This is a genomic window from Protofrankia sp. BMG5.30 (assembly GCF_001983005.1).
Classification (GTDB): Bacteria; Actinomycetota; Actinomycetes; order Frankiales; family Frankiaceae; genus Protofrankia; species Protofrankia coriariae.
On the sequence record NZ_MOME01000008.1, the window covers coordinates 103,535 to 130,511 of the forward strand.

Sequence of the window (26,977 nt, forward strand, 5' to 3'; positions counted from 1 at the left end):
TTCGTCGCGCGAACCGGTTCCGCAGCATGCTCGCATGCCGGGCGGGTAGAGGCCATGCTCTTCACGATGCCGTGTTCAGCGGTGCCATGTTCGGTGGTGCCGCGTTCCATGGTGCGGTGTTCCATGGTGCGGTGTTCGGTGGTGCCGTGTTCGGGGCCGGCTGCGCCGCATCCCGCGTTCGCGCCGGCCCCGAGCCGCCGTGGGCGGGCAGGCCGTCCGCGACGGTCCCCGTGGTGGACGGAGCCACCCCGGTTCCATAGGGTTGTCCCGGCCACCGTGTGCGGGCGTGTCGGGCCGATGCGTGTCGAGACGATGTTGGTGGGCGACCACACCGGGAGCTGACGTGTTGTACTGGGTCGTCAAGGCATTTCTCACCCCTGTCCTGCGGCTGTTCTGGCGGCCGTGGGTGGAGGGACTGGAAAACATCCCGGAACGGGGCCCCGCCATCCTCGCCGGCAACCACCTGTCCTTCTCCGACCACCTGTTCCTCCCGTTGGTCGTGCCGCGCCGGGTCACCTTCCTGGYCAAGAGCGACTACTTCACCGGATCGGGATTCAAGGGCTGGTTGAAGCGGCTGTTCTTCACCAGCGCGGGCCAGCTCCCGATCGACCGCAGCGGCGGGGCCGCCAGCGACATGGCGCTGCGCAGCGGTGTGAAGGTGCTCCAACGCGGCAAACTGCTKGGGATCTATCCGGAGGGCACGCGCTCACCGGACGGCCGGCTGTACCGAGGCAAGATCGGTGTTGCCCGGATGGCRCTGGAGTCGAAGGTTCCGGTCATTCCGGTCGCGATGATCGGCACGTTCGAGGTGCAGCCCCAGGGGAAGCTGCTGCCCAGGATCCGCCGGGTCGGCATCCGCATTGGCCGGCCGCTTGACTTCAGCCGCTACGAGGGCATGGTCGACGACCGGTTCGTGCTCCGGTCCATGACCGACGAGATCATGTACGAGCTCATGGCGTTGTCGGGCCAGGAGTACGTCGACAGGTACGCGCAGCGGGTCAAAAGCGAGATCGCCGCCACGGGCGAGGCGGCGATCGGAGCTGACGGCTCCTCTGGCGGGGACGGGGAGCCCGGCCGCGAGGCCACCGGTCGTACGGTCGAGCGGTCGTCGGCGAAGGCCAGGACGAAGCCGTCGGCACCCCGTGCCCCGCGGACCCGCCGGCGGGGCGGTCGCAAGGCCGGCCGCTCGGGCCTGGGTGACCAGACTGACACCCGCCAGGCGGGCTGATCGCCGGCCCGAGCCGGCTGCTGGTCGTTCTGGCACGGCAGGATGGTCGATGTGCACGCATCGGCGGATCTCACGGCGCTCGACCATCCGTCACGTCGGCGCCGGCCGCGGGCAGCCCGGCCGGCGGGAACGCGCTCTGCCCCGCGGCGGCTCGCCCTGACGACCGCTGTCGCCACGGTCGCCATCCAGGTGGTAGCCGGTGCCGTACCCGTGGCCTGGGCCCAGCCGGCACCGGATCCGAGTGTCGCGAGCCCGGCGCCCGTACGGTCGGTGGCGCCGGAACCGCCCGCCGGCACGGTTCTGCGCGTGGGGCGCTTCGCCGTCGACCTCGACGGCCGGACGCTGTTCGTACGCGGCGTGTCGGTGCCCCCCGACACCGTCCTCGACCAGGCCACCGTCGCGCGGTGGGCCGCCGCCGGCTTCACCGCGGCACGCCTCGGCGTGCGGATGGAGGCCGACGGAACGTTCAGCGGCCAGGCCGCTGGTGCCGCTGGTGCCGCTGCTGCCGCCGGCCAGGCCCGGCCGCCCGCTGGCGCTGGTCCAACTGTCGGTGACGGGCTCGACCGGCTTGCCGCGTCCGTCGCGACCGTCACCGGGCAGGGCCTGCGCGTAATGATCCAAATTGTGCCGACCGCCACTGCGGCCCGAGCCGGGGACGAGGCGTTCGCCGCGGGCCTGCGGCGGCTGTCGAGCCGTTTCCGTGACGTCGCCGGCCTGGTCGGCTTCGAGCTGGCGGCCCAGGCGTCGGCGAACTCCCCGCTGCTCTCCGGCGCCGTGCGGCTCGAGGACGCCCATCATCTGCTCTGGCGCAGCGGCCCGGCCCTGTTCGACCCGACCGCGAGCACGGCGACCAACGACGAGGCCGCGCTGCTGGTCGGCTGGGCGGGTGGGGATCCGGCGACCGTGCAGCGGCTGCTGTCGGCCGCCGAGAGCACCCAGATCGGCTGGTTCTTCGACCGGCCGCCCACCGGCCCGCTCCTCGCCGCACTGGCCAGGCCCTATCCGGCCGCGGTCGCGGGTGTTCCGGTGAGCCTGGCCTACAACCCGTCCGGGCGGCTGCTCGCGCTGTCCTACCTGCCGGTGTCGCCGGCAGGGAACGTCTTCCGGCCCGGGGCGATGACCGAGATCCGGGTGCCGGCCGAGGCCTACCCTGACGGCTACCTGGTGCGGGTGTCGGGGGCCACGGTCGTCTCGGCCCCCGGCGCGGGTGTGGTCTGCCTGGTCACCGACGCCGCGGCGGCCCGGGTGGACGTCCGGGTGGAGCCCGCGTCCGCTGGCGGCGCCCCGCCGGTCGCCCCGCCGCCTGGTGATCCGTGCCCGGCTGCCGGCGCGACGACCACAGCCCCGGGTGCCGCCACGGCCCCGGCCGGGGCTACCGGCGGTGGCATCGGCCCGGCCGCCACCGGCCGGGCCGATGGGCGCAGCGCTGACGAGAACGTCAACGGCATGCTGCTGTGGGCACTGCCGCTGGCCGGCGCCACCGGGATGACGGTCGTCCTCGCCGGGCTGTGGTCGAGGCTGCGTCGCGACCACAGCCACGGCCCGGCCTCCCCCCGCGGCGAATGAGCGCGTCCCTTCGGACGGCCGGCGGGCAGACTGGACCGGTGGCCAGCCGCTATCTCTACGACACCGAGTTCATCGAGCGCTCGGAGGGGGGTCACCTCTGGCTGGATCTGGTGAGTATCGGGATCGTCAGCGAGGACGGCAGCCGGGAGTACTACGCCGTGTCCACCGAGTTCGACCCGGCCTTCGCCGTGCCGTGGGTGCGACGCAACGTCCTGGACAAGCTTCCGCCGCCGTCCGATCCGAGCTGGCGGACGCGGGCGCGCATCCGCTCCGACGTCGTCGCCTTCCTCGGCGCGGCCGGGCCGCCGGAACTGTGGGCCTGGTACGCCGCCTACGACCATGTGGTGCTCTGCCAGCTCTTCGGCACGATGACCGACCTGCCCCGGTTCCTTCCTCGTTTCACCCGGGATCTGCGCCAGCTCTGGGAGGAGGTCGGCCGGCCACCGCTGCCGCCCCCGCCGCCCGACGCCCACGACGCGCTCGCCGACGCCCGGCACAATCTCGACCGCTGGCGGGTTCTGGCGCCGCTGCGGACCTGCCCGTCCCCGGCCCCCACGCGCTGAGGATCGTGGCGAGGATCGCGGCGAAACTTCCGTGAAGTACGGCCGCCGGGCCGGGGAATTTCCCGCGCCACGGGCGGCGGATGTGTTTCTTCGATCCTCTCCGTGGGATTACGCTTCCGGACTGACAGGAGCGGCTCGTCACCGGTCGAAGAGCATCGGGTGATCAGGGGAGCCGGGCGCGAGAAAAGGAAGATCGCGCCTTCTTCGGCCCGCCAGGAGGTGCATGGAATGCGGATCGGAGTACTGACAGGTGGTGGGGACTGCCCCGGGCTGAATGCGGTCATCCGGGCGGTCGTCCGTAAAGGCACGGATGTCTACGGATATTCTTTCGTCGGCTTCCGGGACGGTTGGCGAGGTCCGCTGGAGAATGCCACCGTCCCGCTCGGGGTGGAGGCGGTACGAGGAATCCTCCCACGCGGCGGCACCATTCTCGGATCCAGCCGTACAAATCCCTACAAGGAGGACGGCGGTGTCGCGCGTATCCGGCGGACCCTGGCTGCGCACGGGGTCGACGCGCTGATCGCGATCGGCGGGGAGGACACCCTGGGGGTGGCCGCCCGCCTGCATGACGAGGGCATCCCGGTCGTCGGCGTGCCCAAGACCATCGACAACGACCTGTCCGCCACCGACTACACCTTCGGCTTCGACACCGCTGTCAACATCGCGATGGAGGCCATCGACCGGCTGCACACCACCGCCGAGAGCCACCACCGCGTCCTCATCGTCGAGGTGATGGGACGCCACGCGGGATGGATAGCGCTGCACAGCGGGCTGGCCGGCGGGGCCAACGTGATCCTGCTGCCGGAGCGGCCGTTCGACATCGACAAGGTCTGCGCCTTCGTCGAGCACCGCTTCGCCTCCCACTACGCGCCGATCATCGTGGTGGCGGAGGGCGCTGTCCCGGTGGCCGGTTCGCTGGTCGTCAAGGACAGGGAGCTCGACGCCTTCGGCCATGTCCGGCTGCAGGGGATCGCCACCGTTCTGGAGACCGAGATCCGCGGGCGGACGGGGCGGGAGTCCCGCGCGACCGTGCTCGGCCACGTCCAGCGGGGTGGTACCCCGACGGCGTTCGACCGGTGGCTGGCGACCCGCTTCGGCCTGCACGCCATCGACGCCGCGCACGACGGCGACTGGGGCACGATGGTGGCGCTGCACGGTACCCGGATCGACCGGGTGCCGCTGGAGGAGGCGACCCGGGAGCTCAAACTGGTGCCGGAGGAGCTCTACGCCGAAGCCGAGGTCTTCTTCGGCTGAGAAGTCCGCCGCGAAGGGCCGGGAAACCGGCTGAACAGGCTGAACCGGCTGAAATTGGCCGCGGAGTCTGGGCGGSCGGCCGGAAAGTGGCCGGGAAGCCGGCATCCGGCCGGATGCCGTTGGGTGGCACGGGGCGGATGACACCGGACGGTGTGACACCGGGGATTGGGCGACGTGCGCCCATGGCCGGGCCGTACCCTGTATCACTGTGGAGGAACTCGACGCCTGGCGGGCCCTGCCGGCCAAACAACAACCGAACTGGCCGGACCAGGGGGAACTAGCCGCCGTCCGCGACCGGTTGGCGACACTGCCACCGCTGGTGGTCGCCCCCGAGGTGCGGATTCTGACCGAACGGCTCGCGGCGGTCGCCCGGGGTGAGGCATTTCTGCTGCAGGGCGGCGACTGCGCGGAGACCTTCGCCGCGAACACCGCCAACAAGATTCGCGACAAGGTGAAGACGCTGCTGCAGATGGCGATCGTGCTCACCTATGGCGCGAGCGTGCCGGTGGTCAAGGTCGCCCGGATCGCCGGCCAGTACGCCAAGCCCCGCTCAGCCGACATCGAGGCCAGCACCGGGCTGCCGTCCTACCGCGGTGACGCGGTCAACGACATCGCCGCCACGGCGCGGGCCCGCCGGCCCGATCCGGGCCGGATGCTGGAGGCCTACCACGCCAGCGCGGTCGCGCTGAACCTCATCCGTGCCTTCGCGACCGGCGGGTTCTCCGATCTGTCCAAGGTGCACGAATGGAACAAGGCGTTCGTGCGGGATTCGGCGGCCGGGCGTCGTTACGAGGTGATGGCGACCGACATCGAGCGGGCCCTGTCGTTCATGGCCGCCTGTGGTATCGATCTCGAGCGCACGCCGACGCTGCACGGCGTCGAGCTGTTCACCAGCCACGAGGCGCTGCTGCTGGACTACGAACGGGCGCTCACCCGCAAGGAGGACGCCACCGGCTCGATCTACGATCTTTCGGCGCACCTGCTGTGGATCGGCGAACGGACCCGTGACCTCGACGGCGCCCACGTGGACCTGATGTCCCGGATCGGCAATCCGCTCGGCTGCAAGGTGGGCCCGAAGGCCTCGCCCGACGAGGTGCTGGCCCTCGCCGACCGGCTCAACCCCGACCATGTGCCCGGCCGGCTCACGCTCATCACCCGGATGGGAGCCGGTCGCATCCGGGACGTCCTGCCCGCGATCGTCGAGAAGGTCAACTCCGCCGGGCATCCGGTGGTGTGGTCGTGCGACCCGATGCACGGCAACACCCGGGACATCAACGGTGTGAAGACCCGGCACTTCGACGACGTCCTGGACGAGGTGCTCGGCTTCTTCGAGGTCCACCGGCAGCTTGGCACCCATCCCGGGGGGATCCACATCGAGCTGACCGGGGACAACGTCACCGAGTGCCTCGGTGGTGGGGAGCGCATCGGCGAGGCGGATCTGGCCGGCCGGTACGAGACCGCCTGCGACCCGCGGCTGAACACCGGTCAGGCCCTGGAACTCGCCTTCCTCGTGGCGGAGATGCTGCAGCAGATCAACGTGGCCCGTTCACAGGGCCGCTGATCCCCACGGGGTGATCCCACGCGGTGGCCGCGGGCCGGCGTTCCTCCCGGGCCGCGGCAGGCGATCCCCGACCGATGATCGCGATTCTGATGATCATGTGTTCAGACCGAATGATCATCTTCTGTCGGGGACGCCTGGGAATGCCCGGGCCGACAGGTGCTCAGACCGGTCCGCCGGTGCCGGTGCTGACCGGTTGGACGGGCTCGTCCGTATCGGCCGGCAGCGGTGTCTCCGGCGCCTTGGGCACGCTGGTGGGCGTCGCGTCGGTCGGGGCGGACGGCTGCTCGGAGGCGTGCGTGGCCGGTGCCTGCGGGCTGTGGGCGCCGTCCGTGGAGTGGGTCGGCTGCGGCGGCGTGGGGCTGCCGCCGGGGCGGGCGGAGGGGCTCGCGGCCACGGGAGGGGTTAAGACGGAGAACGGGGCCGGTCGTGGCGAGCGTGAGGCGTCCACCCGGCCGGGGGCGTCCTTCGCGGGCGGTGTGCGCTCGCCGGTGTCGAGGGTGTTGTGGACGCCGTGCACGTAGTCGAGGGCTTCGGCGGTCATGGTGTGCAGGGGGCCGTCCGGCAGATTGTCCAGCAGGATGTGCAGGTCCCGCGACTGGTCGTCGGTGAAGTCCTGGACGGTCCGCAAAGCGTCCTCGCTGCCGTTACGGGCCTCGGTGACCAGGACGTTCCCGCCGGCGGACGCCTCCTGCTGCCAGGCCGCCAGCAGGTCGCGCACCTCGACGGTCTTCTTCGGCAGCCGCCCGTCGTCCATGATCGAATTGATTTCGCTGAGCCTGGTACGGGCGATGCCGAGATGGATCTTGGCTTTTTCGACCGGGCTGCCGGTGAGGTCGAGCTGGATGTGTTCGACACGCAGCTTGAGCCCGTACAGCGGCTCGCCGGGGACCGCCCGATGGGTCCCGACGGCGACGCCGGTCACCATCACCGACGCCGCAAGGGCGCCGAGCAGGATCGGGCGCGGGCCGGCGGTGGGCCGGGCGAGGGTCGTCCGGGACGCGGTGGCCCAGGCGAACAGGCCCCGCTGGGCGGGCGTGCGCACGAGATACTCCGGGCCTCTCGCCGATGGCGCGTCTGCCGTCGAGGCCGGGGTTTTCGGGGTGTCGGGGGTCGTGGCGCCCGGCGCCGGTGAGGCCGCGGCGGCGGTCTCCGGAGTTCCGGTTCCGGCGGTCAGGCTCTCGGCGAGCAGCTGGGCGCGCAGCGCCGTACGGAACTCGGGGCGCGGCGACACCGTTTCGTGGGCGCGCAGCGCCGCGACCACGGCCAGCCGCTCGCGGTCATCCGGGTGAGCGGCCGGCGATCCGCCGTCGACCAGCCGGTCGAAACGCTCGGCTCGTCGCCCCGTGAGCAGTACTCCCACCGGAGTCCCCCCTGTTTCCCCCTAGTACGGTGTGCCGACCGGGGGCTCGCTACCACCCGGATACACCGTCGGTCCCCATGATGACCAGGGACACCCCGTTCGGGCACGCATCCCGCCCCCACGGCCGAGGGTGATTCGTCCGGACAGCCGAAGTATGCCGGGAAAAATGCCCGCCTGGAACAGCCATGTGACGATTACCGGGACTATCCGACGGTGAGGGTCACCTTGGTGCCCTTTTTGACCTTGGTACCAGGGGGCGGATCCGTGCTTCTGACCACCATGTCGTCGAAGAAGACGAAGCCGTTGCGCTCGGGCCGCAGTCCACGGCGTTGCAGTTCGCGGGCCGCGTTCTGATATTTCTGATTGATGACGTTGGGCACCTCGACCAGGTCGCCGCGGTCCTCGTCGTCCACCGGCCCCTTGGACACCAGCACTGTCACCACCGAGCCGCGGGCGACTGGCTGCCCCGGGTCGGGGGAGGTGCGGATGACGTTCCCGCTCTGGACGGTCTCGTCGTTGACGTCGAGCCGTGTCACCTTCAGGCCGAGAGCGCCGAGCTGGGACTGAGCCGTGGCGATGGGTACATTGATCACGTTGGGGACGACCACCATGGCCGGACCGGAACTGACGATCAGTGTCACCTGGGCGCCGGCAGCGAGCTCGGTGTTGACGGCGGGCTCCGTCCTGATCACATTGCCGGCCGGGATCGTGTCGTTGGCCTCCGTGCGTGGCGTCGTGGAGAGGTTGAGCTGCTGGCGGGTCAGCCGGRCCTGGGCCTCCGCCACCGACAGGGTGGCGACGTCCGGCACCCGGACCTTCGCCCGGCCCAGGCTCAGACGTATCCGCACGGTGCTGCCGCGCGCCGCCCTGACGGCGCTGGCCGGCTCCTGCGACATGACCTTTCCGGCGGGGATGGTGTCGCTGGTGGCGGCCTCGTCGTAGGCCACGGTGAACCCGGCGTCGGTCAGCGCCTGTACCGCCGCGGCCTGGTCGAGGCCCACCAGCGGGAGGACCGGCGCCGTGCCCGGCCCGGACAGCGCCCTGCTGGCCACGACGATCCCGCAGAGCAGGACGACAGCCGCGATCACGGCCGCCAGCACCGGCCTTCTGCCGCGGAACCGGCGTGACAGGAGCCGGTAGCGCCACTCGGGCGACCGCCGGCTCCCCAGGGCGAAGCCGGCGGTCGCCCGTGGGCGGCTGTGCCGGCGAGCGCCGGCACCGCGGGCGCTGTGCACCCCGCCGCCGGGCGCCGCGGTGTGCACAGCGCCCGCGGCCGGCGCCGGCAGGTAGGGCAGGACGCGGTGCAGCTCGTCGAGCATGGCGGTGCCGTCGGCCGGGCGCATGTCCAGGTCACGCGCGGTGGCGTGCAGCACCAGTGCGTCCAGTTCGGCCGGGATGCCCTCCGCGGCCGCCGACGGCGCGGGGACCTCGCCGTGCACCGACTGGTAGGCCACGGACATCGGGGTGCTGCCGGTGTGGGGCAGCACCCCGGTGAGCATCTCGTAGAGGACGACCCCGGCGGCGTAGACGTCGCTGCGGGGGCTGGCGGAGCCGTCACTGACCTGCTCGGGCGCCAAGTAGCCAACGGTCCCCATTACGACACCCTGTGTCATGGCATGGGTTGCCTGGTTCAGCGGGCGGGMAAGCCCGAAGTCGGCGACCTTCACCTGGCCGTCATGGCCGAGCAGGATGTTCTCCGGCTTGATGTCGCGGTGGATGATCCCCGCGTTGTGGGCCGCCGCGAGCGCCTCGAGGACCGGCTCGATGATCTCGATGGCCTCGGTGGGGGTCAGCCGCCCGCGGCTGCCGATGAGCTGGCGCAGGGTCTGGCCCCGCACCAGCTCCATCACCAGGTAGATCACCGGGCCGCTGGGACCGTGATCGCGGCCCTGGTCGAGAACGGAGACGACGCACGGGGTGTTCAGCCGCGCGGCGGCGGTGGCCTCCTGCTGGAAGCGGCGGAGGTAGTCCTCGTCGTGGGCGAACGCGGGATGCATGACCTTCAGGGCGACCAGCCGGTCGAGCCGGTTGTCGTGGGCGACGTAGACCGTCGCCATACCGCCGACCGCGATGCGTTCCTGCGCGGTGTAGCGCCCGTCCAGCAACCGTCCGATGACGGGGTCTGCGACGGTCGCGTCCACGGTCAACAGCTTAGAGCGCCCGTGGATGGCGCCGGAATCCGGCACCACGGCCATACCTGTGCCCAACCCGTCGCAGGGTCATACCCCATCCCAGTCGATCCGAACCCATCCCAGTATGAACGGGTGGGCCGGCGCCGCGACGGGGCCGTCCGCCCGAACACCGGCGGGCCGGTGCCGCCCCTGCCGGCCGGGCCGACACGGCAGCCGGGCCGCCGGAGGCGGCGACCATGGTTTTTCGCGCGGCCAGCGGTCCGCATCCCGGAATGGCCGGGATGAGCGTGATGCCGGGACAGCGCACAGATGTCGGGACGGCCGACCTGTCGACAGATCCGGCTGTCGACAGGACCGGATGCGGATAAGGCCGGATGCTGATAGAGCCGGATGCTGATAGGGCCGGCTGTCGTAAGGACCGCTGGCGCGAGGGTCGGGAGGCCGCCAGTGAGTCAAAACCGGACGTCCACGGGTGTCGGCATCCGGTATTCGCCCGGGAACATCCGGTATTCGCCCGGGAAGACGGGCGCGCGCCCGCGCCCGGTATTCGTCTGGGACGGTGACTGCGCTTTCTGTCAGGCCGCCGTCGCCCTTCTCACCCGCCATCTCAGCCCGGTGCCGGACGTCCAGCCCTGGCAGGCGGTAGATCTGCGCGGACTCGGCCTGACCGAGCGGCAGGCGCGGGAGGCCGTCTGGTGGGTCGACACGAACGGCGACRTGAACGGCGACGTGGGCAACCGCACGGGCTGCGAGGCGGACGGCAAGCCAGACGGCACGGTGGACGGTACGGCGTGCTCGGGTGCGCAGGCGGTGGCCACGTGGCTGGCCATCTCCGGGCAGCCCTGGCGGCTGTTGGGAAATCTGCTCCGCCGCCGATTGCCCGGCCGGATCGCCGCCGCCGTCTACGTCCGGACATGTCGTAACCGACATCGGTTACCCGTACCGACCTGGCACGGATTGTGGCTGTGGGTGCGGGGTTTGTGGACGGGCGCGCCGGCCGGTGGCTGTGATCCGACGGGTACGCCGCCGCGCTGAGCCTCCCACACAGATCCTCCCACGCTGGTCCTCCTGCGTTGATCCTCTTTGCCGTCCGTGTTTCCTGAGCGGACCCCCGTCGCTTTGCCGGTGGGCTAATTCACTACAGTGCCTGCGTGCCCCGGATTCACCTGGTCTCGAACCTTCCCGGCGCCAGCGCACTCGGTGACCATCTCAGGGGTGCGGGGCTCGGGCCCACCTCCGCGCGGTCCGCGGATGCGCTGCTCGTCCTCATCGACCGACCGTTGGACAGCGGCGAGCAGGACGTGCTCGACCGTGCCCGCCAGTCCGTCCCGGTGCTGCTCGCCGGCCCCACCCTGCGGTCGCTGCCGCCGGACAGCCCGCTGGTGGAGGCGTCCGGGCTGGTGCCGGGCCAGGTGACGCCGGTCCACGAACTGTGGCTGTTGCCGGGCCCGGACGGCGCGGAGTTCACCACCCGGCTCGGTGACTTCCGGCCGGTCGACCAGTGGGTCGTGCCCGACAAGCTCGCCGACGACGTGGAACAGCTGCTGATGGTGCGTCACGAGCTGACCGTGCATCCGGTGTGCACCTGGCGTCCGTCAACGGGCCTGGGCATGCTCACGCTCGGTTCGGGTGACCGGACGCTGGCCGATCCCGCCTACCACCGTCTGATCGGACGCTGGCTGCGTCACGCCCTCGGCRTGCGGGACGCGCCGCCGGTACGGGTGGGGCTGCTCGGGACGGCCGAGTCCGCCGCCTTCCACCACATGGCCGTCGACGTCACCGAAGGCCTGGAGATGGCCGCGATCTGTGATGGCGCGTCGCGCCCGCCGGGACGCGGCGGGGACCGCGCCGTCCGCCGGATCGCCAATCCGGCGGACCTGGTGAACGACTCCGAGATCGATCTGATGATCATCGCCACTCCGACGCACACCCACACGGAGTGGGCGGTGCGGGCGCTCGAGGCCGGCAAGCACGTCGTGGTCGAGCACCCGTTCTGCCTGACCACTCGGGAAGTCGACGAGCTGACGGGCCTGGCCGCCGAGCGCGGGCTCATCCTGGCGGTCCATCCCGACCAGCGAGACGATCTTGGTTACCGTGCGTTGCAGAGCTCGGTCCGAGCGGGTGCGATCGGTGACGTGCTGTGGCTGGAGACGTTCCAGGGCGCCTACACGCGCCCGCCCGGGACCTGGCACGACGATGCCCGGGTCAGCGGCGGGGCCGTCTACGACCGGGGCTTCGCCCCCCTGGACTGGATCCTCGACCTGCTCGCCGGGCCCGTCGAATGGGTGTCGGCGACCGCGCACAAGCGGGTGTGGCACCACGTGAGCAACGCCGACCACACCCGTATCCTGCTGCACTTCGCCAGCGGTACCGAGGCCCAGATCACGATCTCCGATCTCGCCACCGCGGCACTGCCCAGGTTCCACGTGATCGGAACGGCCGGCTCGATCGTCAGCGAGGTCCCCACCGAGCCGGTCATCCCCGGCCCGCGGTCCGGGCGACACGCCGAGCGGATGTTCGCCACCCCCGCCGTCCACCTGAACCTGGTCGCCGCCGACGGCAGCCGGACCAGGCTGCCGCTGCCGCCGGCACCGGTCACCTCGGTTTTCCACAACCAGCTCGCCGACCTGCTCGTCTCCGGCTGGCCCATGCAGTACACCGCGGAGGTGGCCCGGCGGGTGGTCGCCGTGATGGAGGCGGCCAGTCAGTCGGTGGCCGCTGATGGGGGGCCTGTCGCGCCGGTATGACCATCACCCCGCACGACCCTCACCCCGGTATGACCAATAGCCGTTTCTCGGTGTTTACTTTGACCGTGGAGTGGCTGACCCTRCCCGACGTCGCTGACCGGCTCGGGGTACCCATCACGCGCGTGCGTCAGATGGTGCGGGATCGCAAACTGCTCGCCGTGCGCTCAGATGGYGTACTGCGGGTTCCGGCCGAGTTCATCCAGGACGACACGGTGCTCAAGGGCCTGTCGGGCCTGCTGACCGTGCTCTCCGATGCCGGCTTCTCCGACGAGGAGTCGTTGGACTGGCTCTTCCGGGAGGACCCGACCCTGCCCGGCACCCCTGTGCGTGCCCTGGCGGAGAACCGCGGCCGGGAGGTCAAACGCCGGGCCCAGGCCCTCGCCTTCTAGCGCCTTCCAGCCGCCCGCGCCCACCGGCGGCCTCGTCCGCCGGCGGCTGCCGTCCCCGCCGTTCTCCAGGGCTCCGTTTTCGGACATACGCCGCGTTCGTCCCGCCCGCGCCGCCGTAGGGTCGAGGGCATGACACAGGACGTCGATGCCCCCCGGTCGTCATATACGTCGTCGTACACGCGGTCAGCGGAGGCGGAAGCCCGCCTGGTCCGGCTGGCCGACGCCAGGCTGTACCTGTGTCTCGGGCTGCGGCCGGAACTGGCCGCCTTCCTCGACGAGGTGGTCGCCGCCGGGGTGGACGTCGTCCAGCTGCGCGAGAAGGGCCTGGAGTGGCAGCCCGAGGCCGACGGGCTCGCCGTGGTGCGCCAGGTCGCGCGCCGGCGGGGGGCGCTGGTCGCAGCCAACGACCGCGCCGATCTCGCCGCCTTCACCGGCGTCGACGTGCTGCACGTCGGCCAGCACGACATCCCGCCCCGGCTGGCCCGCCAGCTGCTCGGCCCGGACGTGCTGATCGGCCTGTCCACCCATGATCCCGACCAGCTCGCCGCGGCGATCGAGGATCCCGACGTGGACTACTTCTGCGTCGGCCCGGTGTGGGCGACGCCCACGAAGCAGGGGCGTCCGCCGGTCGGGCTGGAGCTGCCGCGCCTGGCCGCCCGGCTCGCACCCCCGTTCACCCCCGGTGCCAAGCCCTGGTTCGTCACCGGCGGGGTGGACGCCACCACGCTGGACGACGTGCTCGACACCGGCGCCCGGCGGGTCGTGGTCGTCCGGGGCATCACGCAGGCCGCCGAGCCGGGGCCGGCCGTCACGGCCCTGGCCACCCGGCTGCGCGCGGCCCTGAGCCACCACCCGGACGGCGCGGGCGGGTGCGCCGAGGCCTGACACCATGGCCGGCCCGCGCCGTCCGTCTCCCGCCGTCCGTCTCCCGCGGACTGTGTCCCGCCGGCTGCGTTCTGCTGTCCGCGTCCGCCGACCGTAGCTGCCCGGATGTCCGGTCGCGTAGCATGTTCGTGCGTCAGCGGTGACGGCCAGTTGCAGCGGTCGGCGGCGGTCAGTGGCAGTGCCAGTGGCGGYCAGTGGCAAGGTGCGCGAAGTAACCGTGTATTCGGTTCCGGTGCACGCGACAAACCGTAGATACGCTGGTTATGGTGCATGCATGGCGACTTTGCGGATCTCAGACGCGGCCGGTCTGTTGGGCGTCAGCGACGACACCGTCCGACGGTGGGCCGACGCCGGACGGCTGCCACTGGTACGGGACAGCAGCGGCCGGCAGGCCGTCGAAGGTGCCGCGCTGGCCCAGTTCAGCAAGGAGCTCGCGGCCTCGAGCGACCGACCGCCGGCCGCGGACGCCGCGGTGGTGGGGGAGTCGGCCCGTAACCGCTTTCCCGGCATCGTGACCCGGGTGGTACGCGACGGCGTGATGGCCCAGGTCGAGATCCAGGCCGGTCCGCACCGGGTGGTGTCCCTGATGAGCCGCGAGTCCGCCGACGAGCTCGGCCTCGAGCCGGGCGTGGTGGCCGTGGCCTCGGTGAAGTCGACGAACGTGGTGATGGAGCTGCCGGCGCAGCGTCGCTGACGCCACATGACAACCGGTGGCCGGCCGGTTCCCTCCGGCCCGTCCGGTCCTTCCGGGGTTTTCCGGTCCTCCGTTCCTTTCGAGGCTCCGGTCCTCCGGGGCTTTCCGGGGCTTCCAGCGTTTCCGGAACCCTGCCGGACGTGTCAGGTTGCGGGGGGCGGATGTGCGGGGACGGATGAAAGCGCGATCGAAGAACTCGGCCGGGGCACCCGCCGCCGTCAGACAGCCCGATACAGGCGCGCCCGGCTTATCTGTGTCCAGCTCATCTGTGCCCAGCGCGCGTGTGCCCGGCGCAGCTGAGCTCGATACCGGTGGGGCGCCGCACGCCGGGGCCGGGTACCCCGCCGCGGCGTGAGCCGGATCTTCACGGCCGGTCGCCTCCGCCGGCCCTGCTCTCGCGTCCCCGCTCCGTCCGCCGGCCCGGCGCCCGGCCCGGCCCGGCCCGGCGGCCGGCCCCGTGGGCGGGCCCGCAGACGGATCGGTGGGCGGGTACCGGTTCCGCTGGCCGCCGCCGGCGGCATCGCGCTTGCCTTCCTCCTGCTCCCACTGGCCGGGCTGCTTGTGCGGGTGCCCTGGCGCGACCTGCCGGAGCTGCTGGYCGAGCCCGAGGTGCGCGAGGCGCTGCGGCTGTCCCTGCTGACCGCGAGCATCGCGACCGTGCTGTCGTTGGCGGTGGGTGTGCCGCTGGCCTGGTTGCTGGCCAGGGCGGACTTCCCCGGCCGTGGGCTGCTGCGCGCGGTGATCACCGTGCCGCTCGTGCTGCCGCCCGTGGTCGGTGGGGTGGCGCTGCTGCTGGCCTTCGGACGTCGGGGCATCGTCGGCCGTTACCTCGACGCCTGGTTCGGGATCACCCTCCCGTTCACCACCGCCGGGGTGGTCGTGGCGGAGGCGTTCGTGGCGATGCCGTTCCTGATCGTCGCGGTTGAAGGGGCGTTACGATCAGCGGACCGACGCTTCGAGGACGCCTCCGCCACCCTTGGCGCGAGCCGGTGGGTGACGTTCCGCCGGGTCACCCTCCCGATGATCGCTCCGTCGCTCGGCGCGGGCGCGGTGCTGTGCTGGGCACGTGCCCTCGGCGAGTTCGGAGCGACGATCACCTTCGCGGGTAACTTTCCGGGTACCACCCAGACGATGCCGCTGGCGGTCTACCTCGCCCTGGAGACCGACCCGGATGCCGCGACCGCACTGTCCCTGGTCCTGCTCGTCGTGGCCGTGGTCGTCCTGGCCCTGCTCCGGGACCGCTGGCTGCGTCCGGGGACGACCCTGTGAGCCCGGTGAGCGGGCTCGGCGAGCGGGACGGGCCGGCGGGACGGGTCGGCCCGCCTGACGGCGGTGGATCCGACGACGGCGCGTTGCTGGCACGCCTGCGAGTGCGGCGGGCCAGCGGCTTCACCCTGGACGTGACGCTGACCGCGGCGAGCGGGACGACCGTCGCCGTTCTCGGGCCCAACGGCGCGGGCAAGACCACCCTGCTGCGGGCGCTGGCCGGGCTGCAGCCGGTCGACACAGGCCGGATCAGCCTGGACGGCCTCGTCCTGGACGACCCGACGGAGGGGATCTTCGTCCCGGCGCAGCGCCGCACGGTCGGGATGGTTTTTCAGGACTACCTGCTGTTCCCGCATCTGTCCGCGCGGGACAACGTCGCCTTCGGGCTGCGCTGCCGGGGAGTCCCGCGGGCCGCCGCCCGGGCCGCCGCGCTGCGCTGGCTGGAGACGTTCGGGCTGGCCGAGTTCGCCGCCCGCCGGCCCGGGGCGCTCTCCGGCGGGCAGGCCCAACGGGTCGCGCTCGCCAGGGCGCTCGCCGCGGGCCCGAAGCTGCTGCTGCTGGACGAGCCGCTGGCGGCGCTGGACGCGGCCACCCGGCTGGCTGTCCGAGGGGACCTGCGCCGTCATCTCAGCGGGTTCGGTGGCCCGTCCGTGCTGGTGACCCACGACCCGATCGAGGCCATGGTGCTGGCCGACCATGTCGTCATCATCGAGGCCGGACGGGTGGTGCAGCAGGGCCCGCCGGCCGAGGTGGCCCGCCGGCCCCGCACCGACTATGTCGCCCGGCTCGTCGGGCTGAACCTGTACCGGGGGGAGGCCGAGGCGGGTGTCGTACGGCTGCCCGGCGGCGGCACGCTCACCGTCGCGGACAGCGCGATCACCGGCCCGGTGCTGGCCGCGCTGCGGCCGTCCGCGGTGATGCTCGGCGTCGTCGAGCCGCACGGCAGCGCCCGCAACACGCTGGCCGGCCGGGTCACCGGGCTGGAACTGCTGGGGGACCGGGCCAGGGTCGCGGTGGACACGAACCCCGCCCTGCTTGCCGACGTCACCCCCGCGGCCCTGGCCGAACTGCGGCTGGAGCCGGGATCGCGCGTCTGGGCGTCGTTCAAGGCGACGGACATCGAGACCTACCCCGACGAGGCCCTCTGACGAGGCCCGCGGCCCTTGAGCGGCCGTGTAACGACACGAAGTGACCAGGCCCGGAACGACACGAGGCCTGGCGACGACTACGAGACCGGGGCCGGTTGGCCGATACGGGACGAGCCCCGCACCATGCCGGTTGCGGGGCTCGCCTCACGCATGTTTCCTACTGCTGTCCGCGATCACGCTGAGCCGCGTGGCCGCCGATGATCAAAGCGGCCGGACGTTCTCCGCCTGCGGACCCTTCTGGCCCTGGGTCGTGTCGAACTCGACCCGCTGGTTCTCTTCCAGGGTTTTGTAGCCGTTCGTCGCGATCGCGGAGAAATGCACGAAAACGTCCGGACTGCCACCGTCCGGGCTGATGAACCCAAAACCCTTCTCTGCGTTGAACCACTTCACAGTGCCCTGAGTCATTCTATGATCCTTATCGCCACGCAAGTCGACACACGCGAGCGCGCACGCCGCATCTACACCTTACTCATGCCGGACGCACAGGCCGACAGGCGCCCACCGCCACCCGCCCACATCGGGTGACGCGGACCTGGCCGGTGAGGCGGCAGACAGCGGTTTTCAGCGGTTGCCCGGCCGATCGCGGATACGCCGATCACCGCTGCTCAGGGCAGCCGGGAGGAGAAGGCCACCGACCCGGCCGCGGCCGTCAGCCCCAGCAGCAGGGACAGGCCGACGAACCAGGTGGTGACCTCGTGGAACTCGTTGCGGTAGCCGATGGAACTGCCGAGGTTCTCGTACACCGAGCGCAGCTCGTCCCCGGAGGTGGCCCGGTGGTAGGAGCCGTCGGTCGCCCGCGCGATCTCGCGCAGCGCGTCCTCGTTGACCGGGACGGGAATCTCCTGGCCACCCACGTCGAGGCTGCCGTCCGCGGTGCCGTAGGCGATCGTGTCGACCGGCACCCCGGCGTCCCTGGCGGCCTGGGCTGCCTGGGCGTTCGGGCGTCCCCGCTGGGTCTCCCCGTCGGAGAGCAGCACGATGGCGGCCGGCGGCGGTGTCCCGCCGTCCGCGGCGAGCTGTTCCCCGGCGGTGGCGATGGCCTGCAGGCCGGCGAAGATGCCCTCGCCGATCGCGGTGGACGGGCCGAGCTGCAGCCCGTGGATGCCGGACCGCACGGACTGCCGGTCGGTGGTCGGCGGGACGAGGAGCGCCGCCGACCCGGAGAACGACACCAGCCCCAGGTTGATCCGCGGTGGGAGCTGGTCGATGAACGCGTCGGCGCCGTCCTTGGCCGCCGCGAGACGGTTGGGCGCGACGTCGGTGGCCGCCATCGAGTTCGACACGTCGATCGCCAGAATGATCGTCGCGCGTTCGCGGGGGACCCGCCGGGCCTGGGCCGGCCGGGCCAGGGAGAACACCATGGCGGCCAGCGTGAGCAGCAGCAGGGCCGCGGGCAGGTGCCGGCGCCACCACTGCGGCCGCCGTGGCAGCACCGACGCCAGTAACCCGACCGAGGTGAAGCGCGCCGCGTAGGCCTTCCGGCGCAGCGACATCACGATGTAGGCGGCGGCGATGGCGCCGACCGCCAGCAGCAGCCACAGCCAGTGGCCGGCGAGAAAGGTCATCGGCCGGCTCCGGTGGGACGGGCCGCGACCGGTGGGCGCCTGGCCGCGCCACGGCCGCGGCGGGTGGCCAGGACGAACCGGACGATGTCGGTGAGCCAGTCGGAGTCGGTCCGCAGGACGAGATGGCCGGCGCCCGCCCGGCGCAGTGCCGCGTCCACCTCCCGGCGGTGTGCCGCGGCGGCCCGGGCGTAGGAGTCGCGCAGCCGGCGGGAGGAGGTGGGCACCGTCAGGGTCGCGCCGGTCTCCGGGTCGACCACGTCGAGCAGCCCGACGTTGGGGAGCTCGAGCTCGCGCGGGTCGACGATCTCGATGGCGAGTACCTGGTGCCGGCCGGCGAGCGCGCGCAGCGACCGTTCCCAGGACAGGTCGACCGAGAGGAAATCCGAGATCACGACGACCATCCCGCGGCGCCGGGGCGGGTTGCGCAGCCCGTTCAGGGCGGCGGCGAGATCGGTCGTGGACGTCCCGGTGCCCGGGACCGTCCCGGCTCCCGCGCCTGTCTCCGGACCGGCGCCCGTCCCCGGGGCCGGGGTGGCGGGGGAGCGGCGGGCCGGCCGGTCCAGCGCGGTTCGTGGCGCCGCCAGCAGTGCGCGCAGCAGCGCCCGCAGGCCATCCCGGCCGGTGCGGGCGGGGACGAGCCGCGGCGGGTGGCCGGTTGTCAGCACCACCGCGCCCAGCCGGTTGCCGCTGCGTGCCGTCAGGTAGCCCACGGCGGCCACGGCGGCGATCGCGAGGTCGCGTTTCTCCAGCTTCGCGGTGCCGAACTCAAGGCTCGCCGTCAGGTCGACGAGCGCCCAGGTCTCCAGCTCACGGTCGGCGACGAGGTCGTACACGTGCGGGACGGTGGTGCGGGCCGTGACCGCCCAGTCCATCCGCCGCACGTCGTCCCCGACGTGGTAGGCGCGGCTTTCGGCCTTCTCCGTCCCCGACCCGGGCACCAGGCCCAGGTGGTCGCCGAGCAGCAGGCCGTCCAGCCGGCGGGTGACGGTCAGCTCGAGACGCCGCAGGGTCCGTTCGATCGCCGGATCCGCCGCGGCCGCCCCGGGCACGCCCGGCGTGGGCTGTACGGGCTGTACGGGCTGTGCGGCGGGGCTGTCGGGCCGCCCGCCCGCACGGCCGCCCGCCCCGCCGGCCGTGCCCGCGCCTGGTCCGCCGGGTGTCACCGTTCTGCCCGTTCCACCGGTTGTCGCCGGCGTGCCCGCTCCGCCGCCGCGGCGTGGCCCGGCGGTGGGTCGTTCCGTTGGCTGGTTCACGCTCACGCCGACGTTTCCTGGCCGAGGTACTCGGGGAATCCGCGCGGGTTGGTGGTCCAGTGCCCGGGATAGTCCTGCTGGCGGGGCGTGACCCGTGGGGGCCGGGTGCCGTGCAGGATCCGTTCGGCGATGGTCCGAGCGGACAGCCCCTCCGCCAGCGCCTCGTAGGACAGCACCAGCCGGTGCGGCAGCACGTCCGGCGCGACCGCGGCGACGTCGTCCGGCACGACGTAGTCCCGGCCGCGCAGCATCGCCAGCGCCCGGGCCGCCGCGACCAGGCCGAGCGACGCACGCGGTGACGCGCCGTAGGCGAGATGGCCGGCGAGCTCGGGCATTCCGAACTCCGCCGGCGCCCGGGTCGCCAGCACCATGCGGACCGCGTAGTCGGCGATCGCGTGGTGCACGAACACGTCGGTGGCACGCTCCTGCAGCTTGATCAGCGTGGGTGGGTCCAGGACGCGCTCGGCCCGGGGCGGCTGGGTGCCCATCCGCCGGACGATCTCCAGCTCCTCGTGGCCGCTGGGATACGGCACGTCCACCTTCATCAGGAACCGGTCACGCTGCGCCTCCGGGAGCGGGTACACCCCCTCGGACTCGATCGGGTTCTGCGTCGCCAGCACCAGGAACGGCGCCGGCAGCTGGTGGGTGACACCGCCGAGGGAGACCTGCCGCTCGGCCATCACCTCCAGCAGCGCCGACTGCACCTTGGCAGGCGCCCGGTTGATCTCGTCGGCGAGGACGAAGTTCGCGAAGATGGGCCCCAGCTCCACATCGAAGGTCTCCCGGGTCTGCCGGTAGACCCGGGTGCCGATGATGTCGGAGACGACCAGGTCGCTGGTGAACTGGATGCGGGTGAACGTCCCGCCGACCACCGTGGCGAGGGTCTGGACGGCGAGGGTCTTGGCCACCCCCGGCACCCCCTCCAGCAGGCAGTGCCCACGGGCGAGCAGCGCCACCAGCATCCGCTCGACCATGTGGTCCTGGCCGACGATCACCTTCTTGACCTCGAAGAGGGCGCGTTCGAGATGGTCGGCGTCGGTGGCCGTGTCCGGACTGGCGAGAGACGCTTCGCCGCCCGCCGCGGACTTCCCCTCCTGGTCGTACTCGGGTGCGCGTGCCACGGATCCGTCCGGGGCGCGCGCACCCGAGCGTGTGAGCCGTTCGTCCATGAGCTGTAGTCTCGCAGCCAGCGGCCGGAATCGAGACCTCAAGCCGAACTCGTCAGCCTGTTTGAACAATGAATTAAGGCGAATTAAGACGAATCAGGGTGGATCCGGGGCTTCCGCCCTGCGCCGGCCGTCGGCTCGTCCGGTGCCCGTCCGCGGGCTCGGGACCAGCCGGAACCAGGGGATCCGATTCGGATGGTCATGCTGACCGCCCGGATGCCGGGCTCGACCGGTACCGTTCCCTGCGTGCCGACCCGCTCCATCGACGGAACCCGCTCTGTTGGCGAGGCCTGCTCTGTTGGCAGGACCCGTCCCCTCGATGGAACCTGTCCCCTCGGCGGGAGCCGTCCTCTCGGCGCGGCCGGTGGCGGGGAGGGCTGATGACGGACGTCCTCGTCGCGGTGGCCGCCGCCGTCCTGCTGGGCGCGGCCGGCTACGGGCTCGTGCTGCCGCGACGGCCGCCGCGGCAGATCAGCCAGACGGTGGACGGGGTGGGCGCCGTCGAGATCCGACTGGCCGCCGGGCGGGTCGAGATCGCCGAGGCCGACCGGGCGGACGCCCGGGTGGCGATGACCGTCCGCCGGCGCGCCGGCCGGTCACGCCCGGCTCTGGAACAGGTCGGAGAACTGCTGCGCGTCGACGGGCGCACCAGCGAGGCCCGGGTCCGACTGACGCTGCCGCGGGCGACCCGGGTCCGGGCCGAGGTCCGCCGCGGGGAGGTGACCCTGTGGGGCTCGGACGGCGACCTCGTGCTCATCACCGACACGGGCACCATCGCCGGGCGGGAGCTGGGCGGGGCCGGTGTCGCCGCGCGCAGCCGCACCGGTGACGTCGTCCTGCACTTCGCCCGTCCCCCCGGGAAGGTGGCGGCGTACAGCGACAGCGGGGCGGTCACGGCCGTCCTGCCGGGTGGCCCGTACGCGGTCGACGTCGAGTCCGCGGATCCTGACGCGGACGCGGTCACCCTGAGTGTTCCAGTCGATCCGCGGGCGGAGCGGACGGTGTCGGTCCGCAGCCGCTCCGGCAGGGTGCGGGTGTGCGCCCCGACGCCCCAGGGCCCGGTGCGGCTGTAGCCCGTGCCGCGGCCGGGTGACCTACGGGACGCGGCCTACAGGGGCGGCGTGCCGTGGCTGGCCGCCTCGTCCGGGTGGCTCGTCCGGTTGCCTCGTCCGGTCGGTTCGTCCGGTCTGCTCGTCCGGTCGGTTCGTCCGGTCTGCTCGGCCGGTCGGTTCGTCCGGGTGGCTCGTCCGGATGCCTGTCGCGGACAGGACGCGTCCGGTTGTGCCGGGTCCGGCGCGTGACAGGGCTTACCCTCAAGGGCATGACAGCGGTCAGGAGTGTCGTGGCGACCCGGGGGTTGGCGGCGACCCGGGGGTTGACCGTGCGGGACTGCCTCGACTCGGGCCGGCCGTCGTTCTCGTTCGAGTTCTTCCCGCCCAGGACCCCTGAGGGGGAACGCCACCTGTGGACGGCGATCAGGGAGCTGGAGCCGCTGCGACCGTCCTTCGTGTCGGTCACCTACGGCGCGGGCGGGTCGACCCGGGCCGGCACGGTGCGGATCACCGAACGCATCGCGACGGAGACGACCCTCACACCGATCGGTCACCTCACCGCCGTCAACCACTCCGTCGCCGAGCTGCGGCAGGTGATCGGCAGCTATGCCGGAGCCGGGGTCCGTAACGTCCTGGCGCTACGCGGCGATCCGCCCGGCGACCCGCAGGGGGAGTGGGTCGCCCATCCCCAGGGGCTGCACCATGCCGAGGAGCTGGTACGCCTCGTCCAGTCACTCGGTGACTTCTGCGTCGGGGTCGCGGCCTTTCCGGATCGCCACCCCCGCTCGTCCGACTTCGACACTGACGCGCGCTACCTGGTACGCAAGCTCACCGCCGGCGMGGACTATGCCATCACCCAGTTCTTCTTCGAGGCGGACGCCTATTTCCGGCTGGTCGACCGGGTCCGCCGGCTCGGCTGCGAGGCGCCGATCATCCCCGGTGTGATGCCGGTGACCAACGTCGCGCAGATCGAGCGGATGGCGAAGCTGTCCGGGGCCGCGTTCCCCCCGGGCCTGGCCAGGCGGCTGCACGCGGTGGCCGACGATCCGGCGGCGGTACGGGCGGTCGGGGTGGAGGTCGCCGCCGACCTGTGCGAGAAGCTGCTCGCCGGTGGCGCACCCGGTATCCACTTCATCACGTTGAACCGTTCCACCGCGACGCGGGAGGTGTTCCACTCGCTACGGCGATGACTTCGCCACGGCGATGACTCGTCGGGCCCGGGCCCGGACCGCGCCAGGCTGTTCCACCTGTTCCTGCCGGCACCGCTGGCCTCGGCGTTCACGCTCGCCTGGCCGTGCGGATGATGCGGGCGCCGCCGGCCGGGGAGCCGCGTCGGACGCCGTGGCCCGTCAGCCGCTTACGGATCTCCCATCCCCATCCGCACCCCACCCCCACCTGTCGTCCCCGTCCCCGTCTCGCCTGATCCCATCCGCTTGCCTGGCATCCCCACCTGTCGGCTGTCCGGACGCGTCGGGCGTACCGGCCTGCCAGCCATGGTGATCCCTGGGCCACCGGCCGCGGGGATCGCGCTTCCCCCACGGGGTTCTTCCAGCCGTCCCATCGTTGCTGTGATCTTCAGTCGTTGTCCTCGTAGGCGTCGAAGACGCACAACAGCCATTCGTCCCGGAAGGGCTGCTCGCGCACGAGCGCGAAGCCGRCCAGGTTCGCCGCGTCCACCACGGCCGCCACCAGATTGAGGTCCAGCGTGCCGAACAYGGGGGTGATACGTACCGCGACCACCACCTGGTCGCGTTCAGTGTTGAAGACCGCTGTCGGGTCGAGGTCGTCGAGTGTCTCCACGACCAGTGGTGCATGCTTGGTCACCGGTGTCTCCTGCGGCCGCCCCCTGGCGGCCCTCGAAGGGCTGACGGTTGTCGGTAGTCTCGGTCGTCATCAGACGACGGAACGATACGCAGCAGGCATGATGCTCCGATGACCGCCCCGGTGCCGACCGGGCAAGCTGTCGCAAGACGTGGTCGGACCTACATGGCAGTCATATTCCCACGAAACGCCCGTACGGGGCCCCCGGCGCCGGCGAAGATGACGATGATCATCGCCGAGGCGATGCCCCGCCACTGCCCCGCGTCCTGCGCCGGTATTCACGTCACAGCGTCCGTGCACCGTTCACTCACTGCCTCCTGCCTCCGCTGCCTGGCCGACCCGGCGTCTCACCGCCCCGTGGGCCTGTTGCGGCGGTCCGCTGTCCCCGCCCGGCTGGCGACAGTCGTCACCGATCGTCACTGATCGCGATTCATCGATCCCGTCATCGGCGCCACCGCGCCCGACGCGACCGCAAGCCGTAGGTGAAAACCGTTGGTGTCACGCAGGTTGTCACCTACGGCCTGCGCGCCCGTAGGTGGATTCCGTCGTGATGACAGCGCTTTCCACCTACGACTGGCCGGATGCCGATCGAAGCACGAGACGGAAATTGTCCGTACAGGAATAATTGCTACCTGCGGGCATGGTTGGTGGAGGCTGGGTGGCGGGCGCCGGCATGGTTGCGGGCATGGCAGGGTGAGGTGTGGCAGGGTGCATGACGGGACGAACGTCATCGGGGAGTTTCAGATGGCGCGGGCCTGCCGGTGGTCGCCGCCGGAGTCGTGGGCGGGCCGTTGCTCGGCCGAAGGGGACGGAGGCTGCTCCCGGGCCGGGTCGGTCGGCGTGAGGCGCTTACCCAGCACCGCGTATTCGATCCAGCTTCCCGGAAACTGAAAATTCGACAGTAACGGAACAAAACCCTCGCTGGCATACAACCGTCGGGCCCTGCTGTCGGGCAGCTCCAGGGCGGACAGCGCGGCTGTCTGTTCCGGTGCCTCCCGCAGCAGTTCCCGCAGCAGACTGCGTCCCACCCCCCTGCCCTGGAACTCCGGCAGGACGTGGAACTCGACGATCTCCAGACAGTCGCCGAGCCAGGTCACGGCGTCCTCGGGTCCCAGCGCGTCACTGACGACGTCGTGCCACCACTGCCCCTTCAGCCCCGGYAGGGCGTAGGTGAAGCCGACCAGGCGCTCATCGGGGAGAAGAGCCGCGACCGCTCGCAGATCCCGGCGGTCGGCGTGCCGGCGGGCGTGCATGGTCCGTTCGATCGCCGCCCGCGCCGGGTCGGGCTCGTGGAAGTCCAGAAAGGCGGCCTTGTAGACGGCGATGACATCGGTCAGCCGGGCACGCATCCGCGCGGGTGTCCAGCGGACCAGCCTGATGTTCTCCACCAAGCCTGCCTCCTCGCGCTTCCGTTCCTGCCTCGGGCAGGCTGCCTGCCCGGGTGGCCTGTCTACCCGCGTCGATTACCGGCCACGCCTGGGCCGGGTCAGTCCCCTGTACCATCTAAGGTCACTGACGATAACGGGTGCTCGGGGCGTTGCGCCCGACTCGGTCCGGACGAAGACCTGTAGGCGAACCTTGTGCGGTGCGGCCGCACCGTGCCGAATGCCGCATGTTCCTGGTGGCTCGGGGTGTTTTCGGCGTCTGAGCCCCACGTGGCCTGAGCTCCGCCCCGGTCCTCGCCGTTGCGAGCACGCATCCGGGCCGGGCGGGACCGCCGCGGCACAACTTGCCGCTTGCCGGATGGGTGGCCGCTTGGGTGATCCCTGGCTGGGCGGGCGGCGTGCGCCGACCCGGAGCCGGTGACCGCATCGACGAACGGCTGTCGATGCCGCCGGCTGCCCGGTCAACCGGCTTTGTCCGGTCGCGGGCCGCCCAGGCACCTGACGACAACGCCCACGCGGAGTTCTGGGCGCCGCCCCCGGAGTTGGCGCCCGGCCGCCAACTCCCGGGGGCTTGCTTCGGCCGTGGCTTTCGACGACGTCAGCGGCTCGGCCCGCCGGCGGGCCGAGCCGGCGGCCACACGGTAATGGCCACACGGTGGCGGCCACGATGCCACGCAGCCGTACCCCTCGACAACGTTGACGGTTCAGGACGGGTGAGGTTTACTACTCCAGTAAGTCGAACATATGTTCGACTTACTGGAGTAGACCGTCATGCGAAAGATGGCCATGCGAAAGATCGTCATGCGGTTGAGCCATGTAGTGATGTCGTCGTATCGGAGGGAGCGGTCATGAGTCGGCAGGCCGTAGATCGACAGCCTCGAATCCCGGTCCCCCTCGCGGGGCTGCCTCGTCGTTCCCGCGACGAGTTGCTCATGGCCGCGCATCACGGACTCGACGAAGCGAGCTTCGCCCGAACTCCCGGGCAGCGGTACGCCCTGGCGCACCTGGCGGCGCTGCGGGCCGCCGCCGCTGTTCTCGTGGAACGGGCCCGCCCCCGGCACGGTCACCGCGGCCGGCCCGTCAGCGTCTGGCAGTTGCTGGCACGAGTGGCGCCCGAACTGGCGGAGTGGGCACAGTTCTTCGCGGCCGGTGCGGCCAAGAGGACGGCCGCCGAGGCGGGCCTGTCCGTGGTCGGTGTCCGGGATGCCGACGACCTGCTCCGGCAGGCGGAGACGTTCCTCGCGGTGGCGGAAACAACGCTGGGCCTACCGTCCCAGCCGGCGCTGACGGCCACGGTCGTCAGTTGCGTCCCGCCTGTCGGCGTGACCTGCTCACCGGAGAAGGCCGGGGTGTGAACGGGGTGGAAAGGCCAGGATGCGGAGCTGTGCGCACGCCGGGTGTGGTCATGACGCGGGTTCACCCTTGTGGCCCCTGAACGGGCTGATCCTGACCGCTGGAAGAGCTACCTCTCGTTGTCGGGAGATGCTGGTCCTGTTTGCCGGGGGATCCCGGATGTCGTCCTGTGCGCGAACAGAGGCTTCTGCCCGTCGGTTGTTGCGAGATCCATGTAGATCGTTTTGCGTATCGTAGATCAGGCGTTCACTATCGGTGGCCATTGGTGAGCGTCTTGATTACGACGGTAGGTCATTCGGATGAATTCAGTCATTGCTGGGGATACCACGCGATCGATGCCCGAAGGGTTGACCAGAGGGCCGAAGGCAGAAAAAGCGTGGGTTTTCCGTTCCGTCGGAGGTCATGGTCTCCGGGCTGTCGACGGGGTGGTGTCATCGGACGTGCCTGTGGGGATCCGCGAAGTCACGCGGCGAGACCGACGGCGGCCGCCGGGCTGGCTGCTGCAACTGGTCGGCCTGTCCCTGGGGGGTCTCGTGGCCGGCATCGCCATCGGTTTCCGGCTGCCGGCGTGAGACCGGCTACCGGCGTG

General features: G+C 71.6%; 24 protein-coding genes. 16 read left to right on the forward strand and 8 right to left on the reverse strand.

Going from position 1 to position 26,977, the window contains the following annotated elements; translation table 11 throughout:
- The first annotated feature begins 26 nt into the window (after nucleotides 1-26).
- The 6 genes from BL254_RS29235 to BL254_RS04105 all read left to right on the forward strand — a co-directional run bounded on the left by BL254_RS29235 (nucleotide 27) and on the right by BL254_RS04105 (nucleotide 6,172).
- Nucleotides 27-260, forward strand: a complete 234-nt coding sequence (locus BL254_RS29235; RefSeq protein ID WP_371389943.1) for a pentapeptide repeat-containing protein — start codon at nucleotides 27-29, stop codon at nucleotides 258-260.
- Between the two features lie 83 nt (nucleotides 261-343).
- Nucleotides 344-1,228, forward strand: coding sequence for a 1-acyl-sn-glycerol-3-phosphate acyltransferase (locus tag BL254_RS04085; RefSeq protein ID WP_076842563.1), 885 nt, complete (start codon nucleotides 344-346; stop codon nucleotides 1,226-1,228).
- Between the two features lie 51 nt (nucleotides 1,229-1,279).
- The gene (locus BL254_RS04090; RefSeq protein WP_139342168.1) at nucleotides 1,280-2,794 is read left to right on the forward strand and encodes a hypothetical protein; all 1,515 of its coding nucleotides are present in this window, start codon (nucleotides 1,280-1,282) and stop codon (nucleotides 2,792-2,794) included.
- Entirely contained in the window at nucleotides 2,791-3,357 is a 567-nt protein-coding gene (locus BL254_RS04095; protein WP_047224105.1) for a polyadenylate-specific 3'-exoribonuclease AS, read from the forward strand. The genes BL254_RS04090 and BL254_RS04095 overlap by 4 nt, the downstream gene beginning before the upstream one ends.
- 228 nt (nucleotides 3,358-3,585) lie before the next feature.
- Nucleotides 3,586-4,611: a 6-phosphofructokinase gene (locus BL254_RS04100; RefSeq protein ID WP_047224106.1), complete on the forward strand. Its 1,026-nt coding sequence runs from the start codon at nucleotides 3,586-3,588 to the stop codon at nucleotides 4,609-4,611.
- Between the two features lie 208 nt (nucleotides 4,612-4,819).
- Nucleotides 4,820-6,172 (forward strand): class II 3-deoxy-7-phosphoheptulonate synthase, encoded by a 1,353-nt coding sequence (locus tag BL254_RS04105; RefSeq protein WP_235433680.1) that lies wholly within the window; start codon nucleotides 4,820-4,822, stop codon nucleotides 6,170-6,172.
- 160 nt (nucleotides 6,173-6,332) lie between these two features.
- Here the strand turns inward: BL254_RS04105 and BL254_RS04110 are convergent, their stop codons facing one another.
- Complete coding sequence (locus BL254_RS04110) at nucleotides 6,333-7,532, reverse strand: DUF5667 domain-containing protein (RefSeq protein ID WP_047224108.1); 1,200 nt, start codon at nucleotides 7,530-7,532, stop codon at nucleotides 6,333-6,335.
- A 203-nt stretch (nucleotides 7,533-7,735) separates the two neighbouring features.
- Nucleotides 7,736-9,673, reverse strand: a complete 1,938-nt coding sequence (pknB, locus tag BL254_RS04115; RefSeq protein ID WP_076842639.1) for a Stk1 family PASTA domain-containing Ser/Thr kinase — start codon at nucleotides 9,671-9,673, stop codon at nucleotides 7,736-7,738.
- 438 nt (nucleotides 9,674-10,111) lie between these two features.
- Here pknB and BL254_RS04120 point away from each other — a divergent pair, with 438 nt between their 5' ends.
- The 7 genes from BL254_RS04120 (at nucleotide 10,112) to BL254_RS04150 (ending at nucleotide 16,793) form a co-directional block, all read left to right on the forward strand.
- The gene (locus BL254_RS04120; RefSeq protein WP_076842565.1) at nucleotides 10,112-10,699 is read left to right on the forward strand and encodes a DCC1-like thiol-disulfide oxidoreductase family protein; all 588 of its coding nucleotides are present in this window, start codon (nucleotides 10,112-10,114) and stop codon (nucleotides 10,697-10,699) included.
- Nucleotides 10,700-10,815: 116 nt separating this feature from the next.
- A complete protein-coding gene (locus BL254_RS04125) occupies nucleotides 10,816-12,411 on the forward strand; it encodes a Gfo/Idh/MocA family protein (protein ID WP_076842566.1) in 1,596 nt (531 codons plus the stop codon).
- Between the two features lie 29 nt (nucleotides 12,412-12,440).
- Nucleotides 12,441-12,800 carry an Rv2175c family DNA-binding protein gene (locus BL254_RS04130; RefSeq protein WP_047224129.1) on the forward strand — a complete coding sequence of 120 codons (360 nt, stop codon included), beginning with the start codon at nucleotides 12,441-12,443 and terminating at the stop codon, nucleotides 12,798-12,800.
- A 129-nt stretch (nucleotides 12,801-12,929) separates the two neighbouring features.
- A complete protein-coding gene (gene thiE, locus BL254_RS04135; protein ID WP_076842567.1) occupies nucleotides 12,930-13,685 on the forward strand; it encodes a thiamine phosphate synthase in 756 nt (251 codons plus the stop codon).
- 274 nt (nucleotides 13,686-13,959) lie between these two features.
- Entirely contained in the window at nucleotides 13,960-14,379 is a 420-nt protein-coding gene (locus BL254_RS04140) for a molybdopterin-binding protein (protein WP_043603760.1), read from the forward strand.
- Nucleotides 14,380-14,739: 360 nt separating this feature from the next.
- Nucleotides 14,740-15,648, forward strand: coding sequence for an ABC transporter permease (locus tag BL254_RS04145; RefSeq protein ID WP_076842640.1), 909 nt, complete (start codon nucleotides 14,740-14,742; stop codon nucleotides 15,646-15,648).
- A complete protein-coding gene (locus BL254_RS04150; RefSeq protein ID WP_083730825.1) occupies nucleotides 15,645-16,793 on the forward strand; it encodes a sulfate/molybdate ABC transporter ATP-binding protein in 1,149 nt (382 codons plus the stop codon). Before BL254_RS04145 ends, BL254_RS04150 begins: the two co-directional genes overlap by 4 nt.
- Before the next feature lie 201 nt (nucleotides 16,794-16,994).
- On the opposite strand, the gene BL254_RS04155 is transcribed toward BL254_RS04150, so the two are convergent.
- The 4 genes from BL254_RS04155 to BL254_RS04170 form a co-directional block, all read right to left on the reverse strand.
- Nucleotides 16,995-17,198, reverse strand: a complete 204-nt coding sequence (locus BL254_RS04155; RefSeq protein WP_013874339.1) for a cold-shock protein — start codon at nucleotides 17,196-17,198, stop codon at nucleotides 16,995-16,997.
- A 200-nt stretch (nucleotides 17,199-17,398) separates the two neighbouring features.
- Entirely contained in the window at nucleotides 17,399-18,358 is a 960-nt protein-coding gene (locus tag BL254_RS04160) for a VWA domain-containing protein (protein WP_047224110.1), read from the reverse strand.
- Nucleotides 18,355-19,617 carry a DUF58 domain-containing protein gene (locus BL254_RS04165; RefSeq protein WP_076842568.1) on the reverse strand — a complete coding sequence of 421 codons (1,263 nt, stop codon included), beginning with the start codon at nucleotides 19,615-19,617 and terminating at the stop codon, nucleotides 18,355-18,357. The genes BL254_RS04160 and BL254_RS04165 overlap by 4 nt, the downstream gene beginning before the upstream one ends.
- Complete coding sequence (locus BL254_RS04170; protein ID WP_083730826.1) at nucleotides 19,614-20,780, reverse strand: MoxR family ATPase; 1,167 nt, start codon at nucleotides 20,778-20,780, stop codon at nucleotides 19,614-19,616. The genes BL254_RS04165 and BL254_RS04170 overlap by 4 nt, the downstream gene beginning before the upstream one ends.
- 377 nt (nucleotides 20,781-21,157) lie before the next feature.
- Here BL254_RS04170 and BL254_RS04175 point away from each other — a divergent pair, with 377 nt between their 5' ends.
- Nucleotides 21,158-21,850 (forward strand): hypothetical protein, encoded by a 693-nt coding sequence (locus BL254_RS04175; protein ID WP_047224111.1) that lies wholly within the window; start codon nucleotides 21,158-21,160, stop codon nucleotides 21,848-21,850.
- A gap of 248 nt (nucleotides 21,851-22,098) precedes the next feature.
- Nucleotides 22,099-23,019: a methylenetetrahydrofolate reductase [NAD(P)H] gene (gene metF, locus BL254_RS04180; RefSeq protein ID WP_076842569.1), complete on the forward strand. Its 921-nt coding sequence runs from the start codon at nucleotides 22,099-22,101 to the stop codon at nucleotides 23,017-23,019.
- 385 nt (nucleotides 23,020-23,404) lie between these two features.
- On the opposite strand, the gene BL254_RS04185 is transcribed toward metF, so the two are convergent.
- Nucleotides 23,405-23,653 (reverse strand): hypothetical protein, encoded by a 249-nt coding sequence (locus tag BL254_RS04185; protein ID WP_076842570.1) that lies wholly within the window; start codon nucleotides 23,651-23,653, stop codon nucleotides 23,405-23,407.
- Nucleotides 23,654-24,390: 737 nt separating this feature from the next.
- Nucleotides 24,391-25,038 (reverse strand): GNAT family N-acetyltransferase, encoded by a 648-nt coding sequence (locus BL254_RS04190; protein WP_047224114.1) that lies wholly within the window; start codon nucleotides 25,036-25,038, stop codon nucleotides 24,391-24,393.
- 845 nt (nucleotides 25,039-25,883) lie between these two features.
- Here BL254_RS04190 and BL254_RS04195 point away from each other — a divergent pair.
- The gene (locus tag BL254_RS04195) at nucleotides 25,884-26,390 is read left to right on the forward strand and encodes an SAV_6107 family HEPN domain-containing protein (protein WP_076842571.1); all 507 of its coding nucleotides are present in this window, start codon (nucleotides 25,884-25,886) and stop codon (nucleotides 26,388-26,390) included.
- Nucleotides 26,391-26,977 lie beyond the last annotated feature (587 nt).

Coding starts and splice junctions, on each gene's coding strand:
- thiE (WP_076842567.1), top strand. CDS start 12,930: ATGACACAGGACGTCGATGCCCCCCGGTCGTCATATACGTCGTCGTAC.
- BL254_RS04155 (WP_013874339.1), bottom strand. CDS start 17,198: ATGACTCAGGGCACTGTGAAGTGGTTCAACGCAGAGAAGGGTTTTGGG.
- BL254_RS04170 (WP_083730826.1), bottom strand. CDS start 20,780: ATGGACGAACGGCTCACACGCTCGGGTGCGCGCGCCCCGGACGGATCC.
- BL254_RS04100 (WP_047224106.1), top strand. CDS start 3,586: ATGCGGATCGGAGTACTGACAGGTGGTGGGGACTGCCCCGGGCTGAAT.
- BL254_RS04160 (WP_047224110.1), bottom strand. CDS start 18,358: ATGACCTTTCTCGCCGGCCACTGGCTGTGGCTGCTGCTGGCGGTCGGC.
- BL254_RS29235 (WP_371389943.1), top strand. CDS start 27: ATGCTCGCATGCCGGGCGGGTAGAGGCCATGCTCTTCACGATGCCGTG.
- BL254_RS04140 (WP_043603760.1), top strand. CDS start 13,960: ATGGCGACTTTGCGGATCTCAGACGCGGCCGGTCTGTTGGGCGTCAGC.
- BL254_RS04195 (WP_076842571.1), top strand. CDS start 25,884: ATGAGTCGGCAGGCCGTAGATCGACAGCCTCGAATCCCGGTCCCCCTC.
- BL254_RS04095 (WP_047224105.1), top strand. CDS start 2,791: ATGAGCGCGTCCCTTCGGACGGCCGGCGGGCAGACTGGACCGGTGGCC.
- BL254_RS04175 (WP_047224111.1), top strand. CDS start 21,158: ATGACGGACGTCCTCGTCGCGGTGGCCGCCGCCGTCCTGCTGGGCGCG.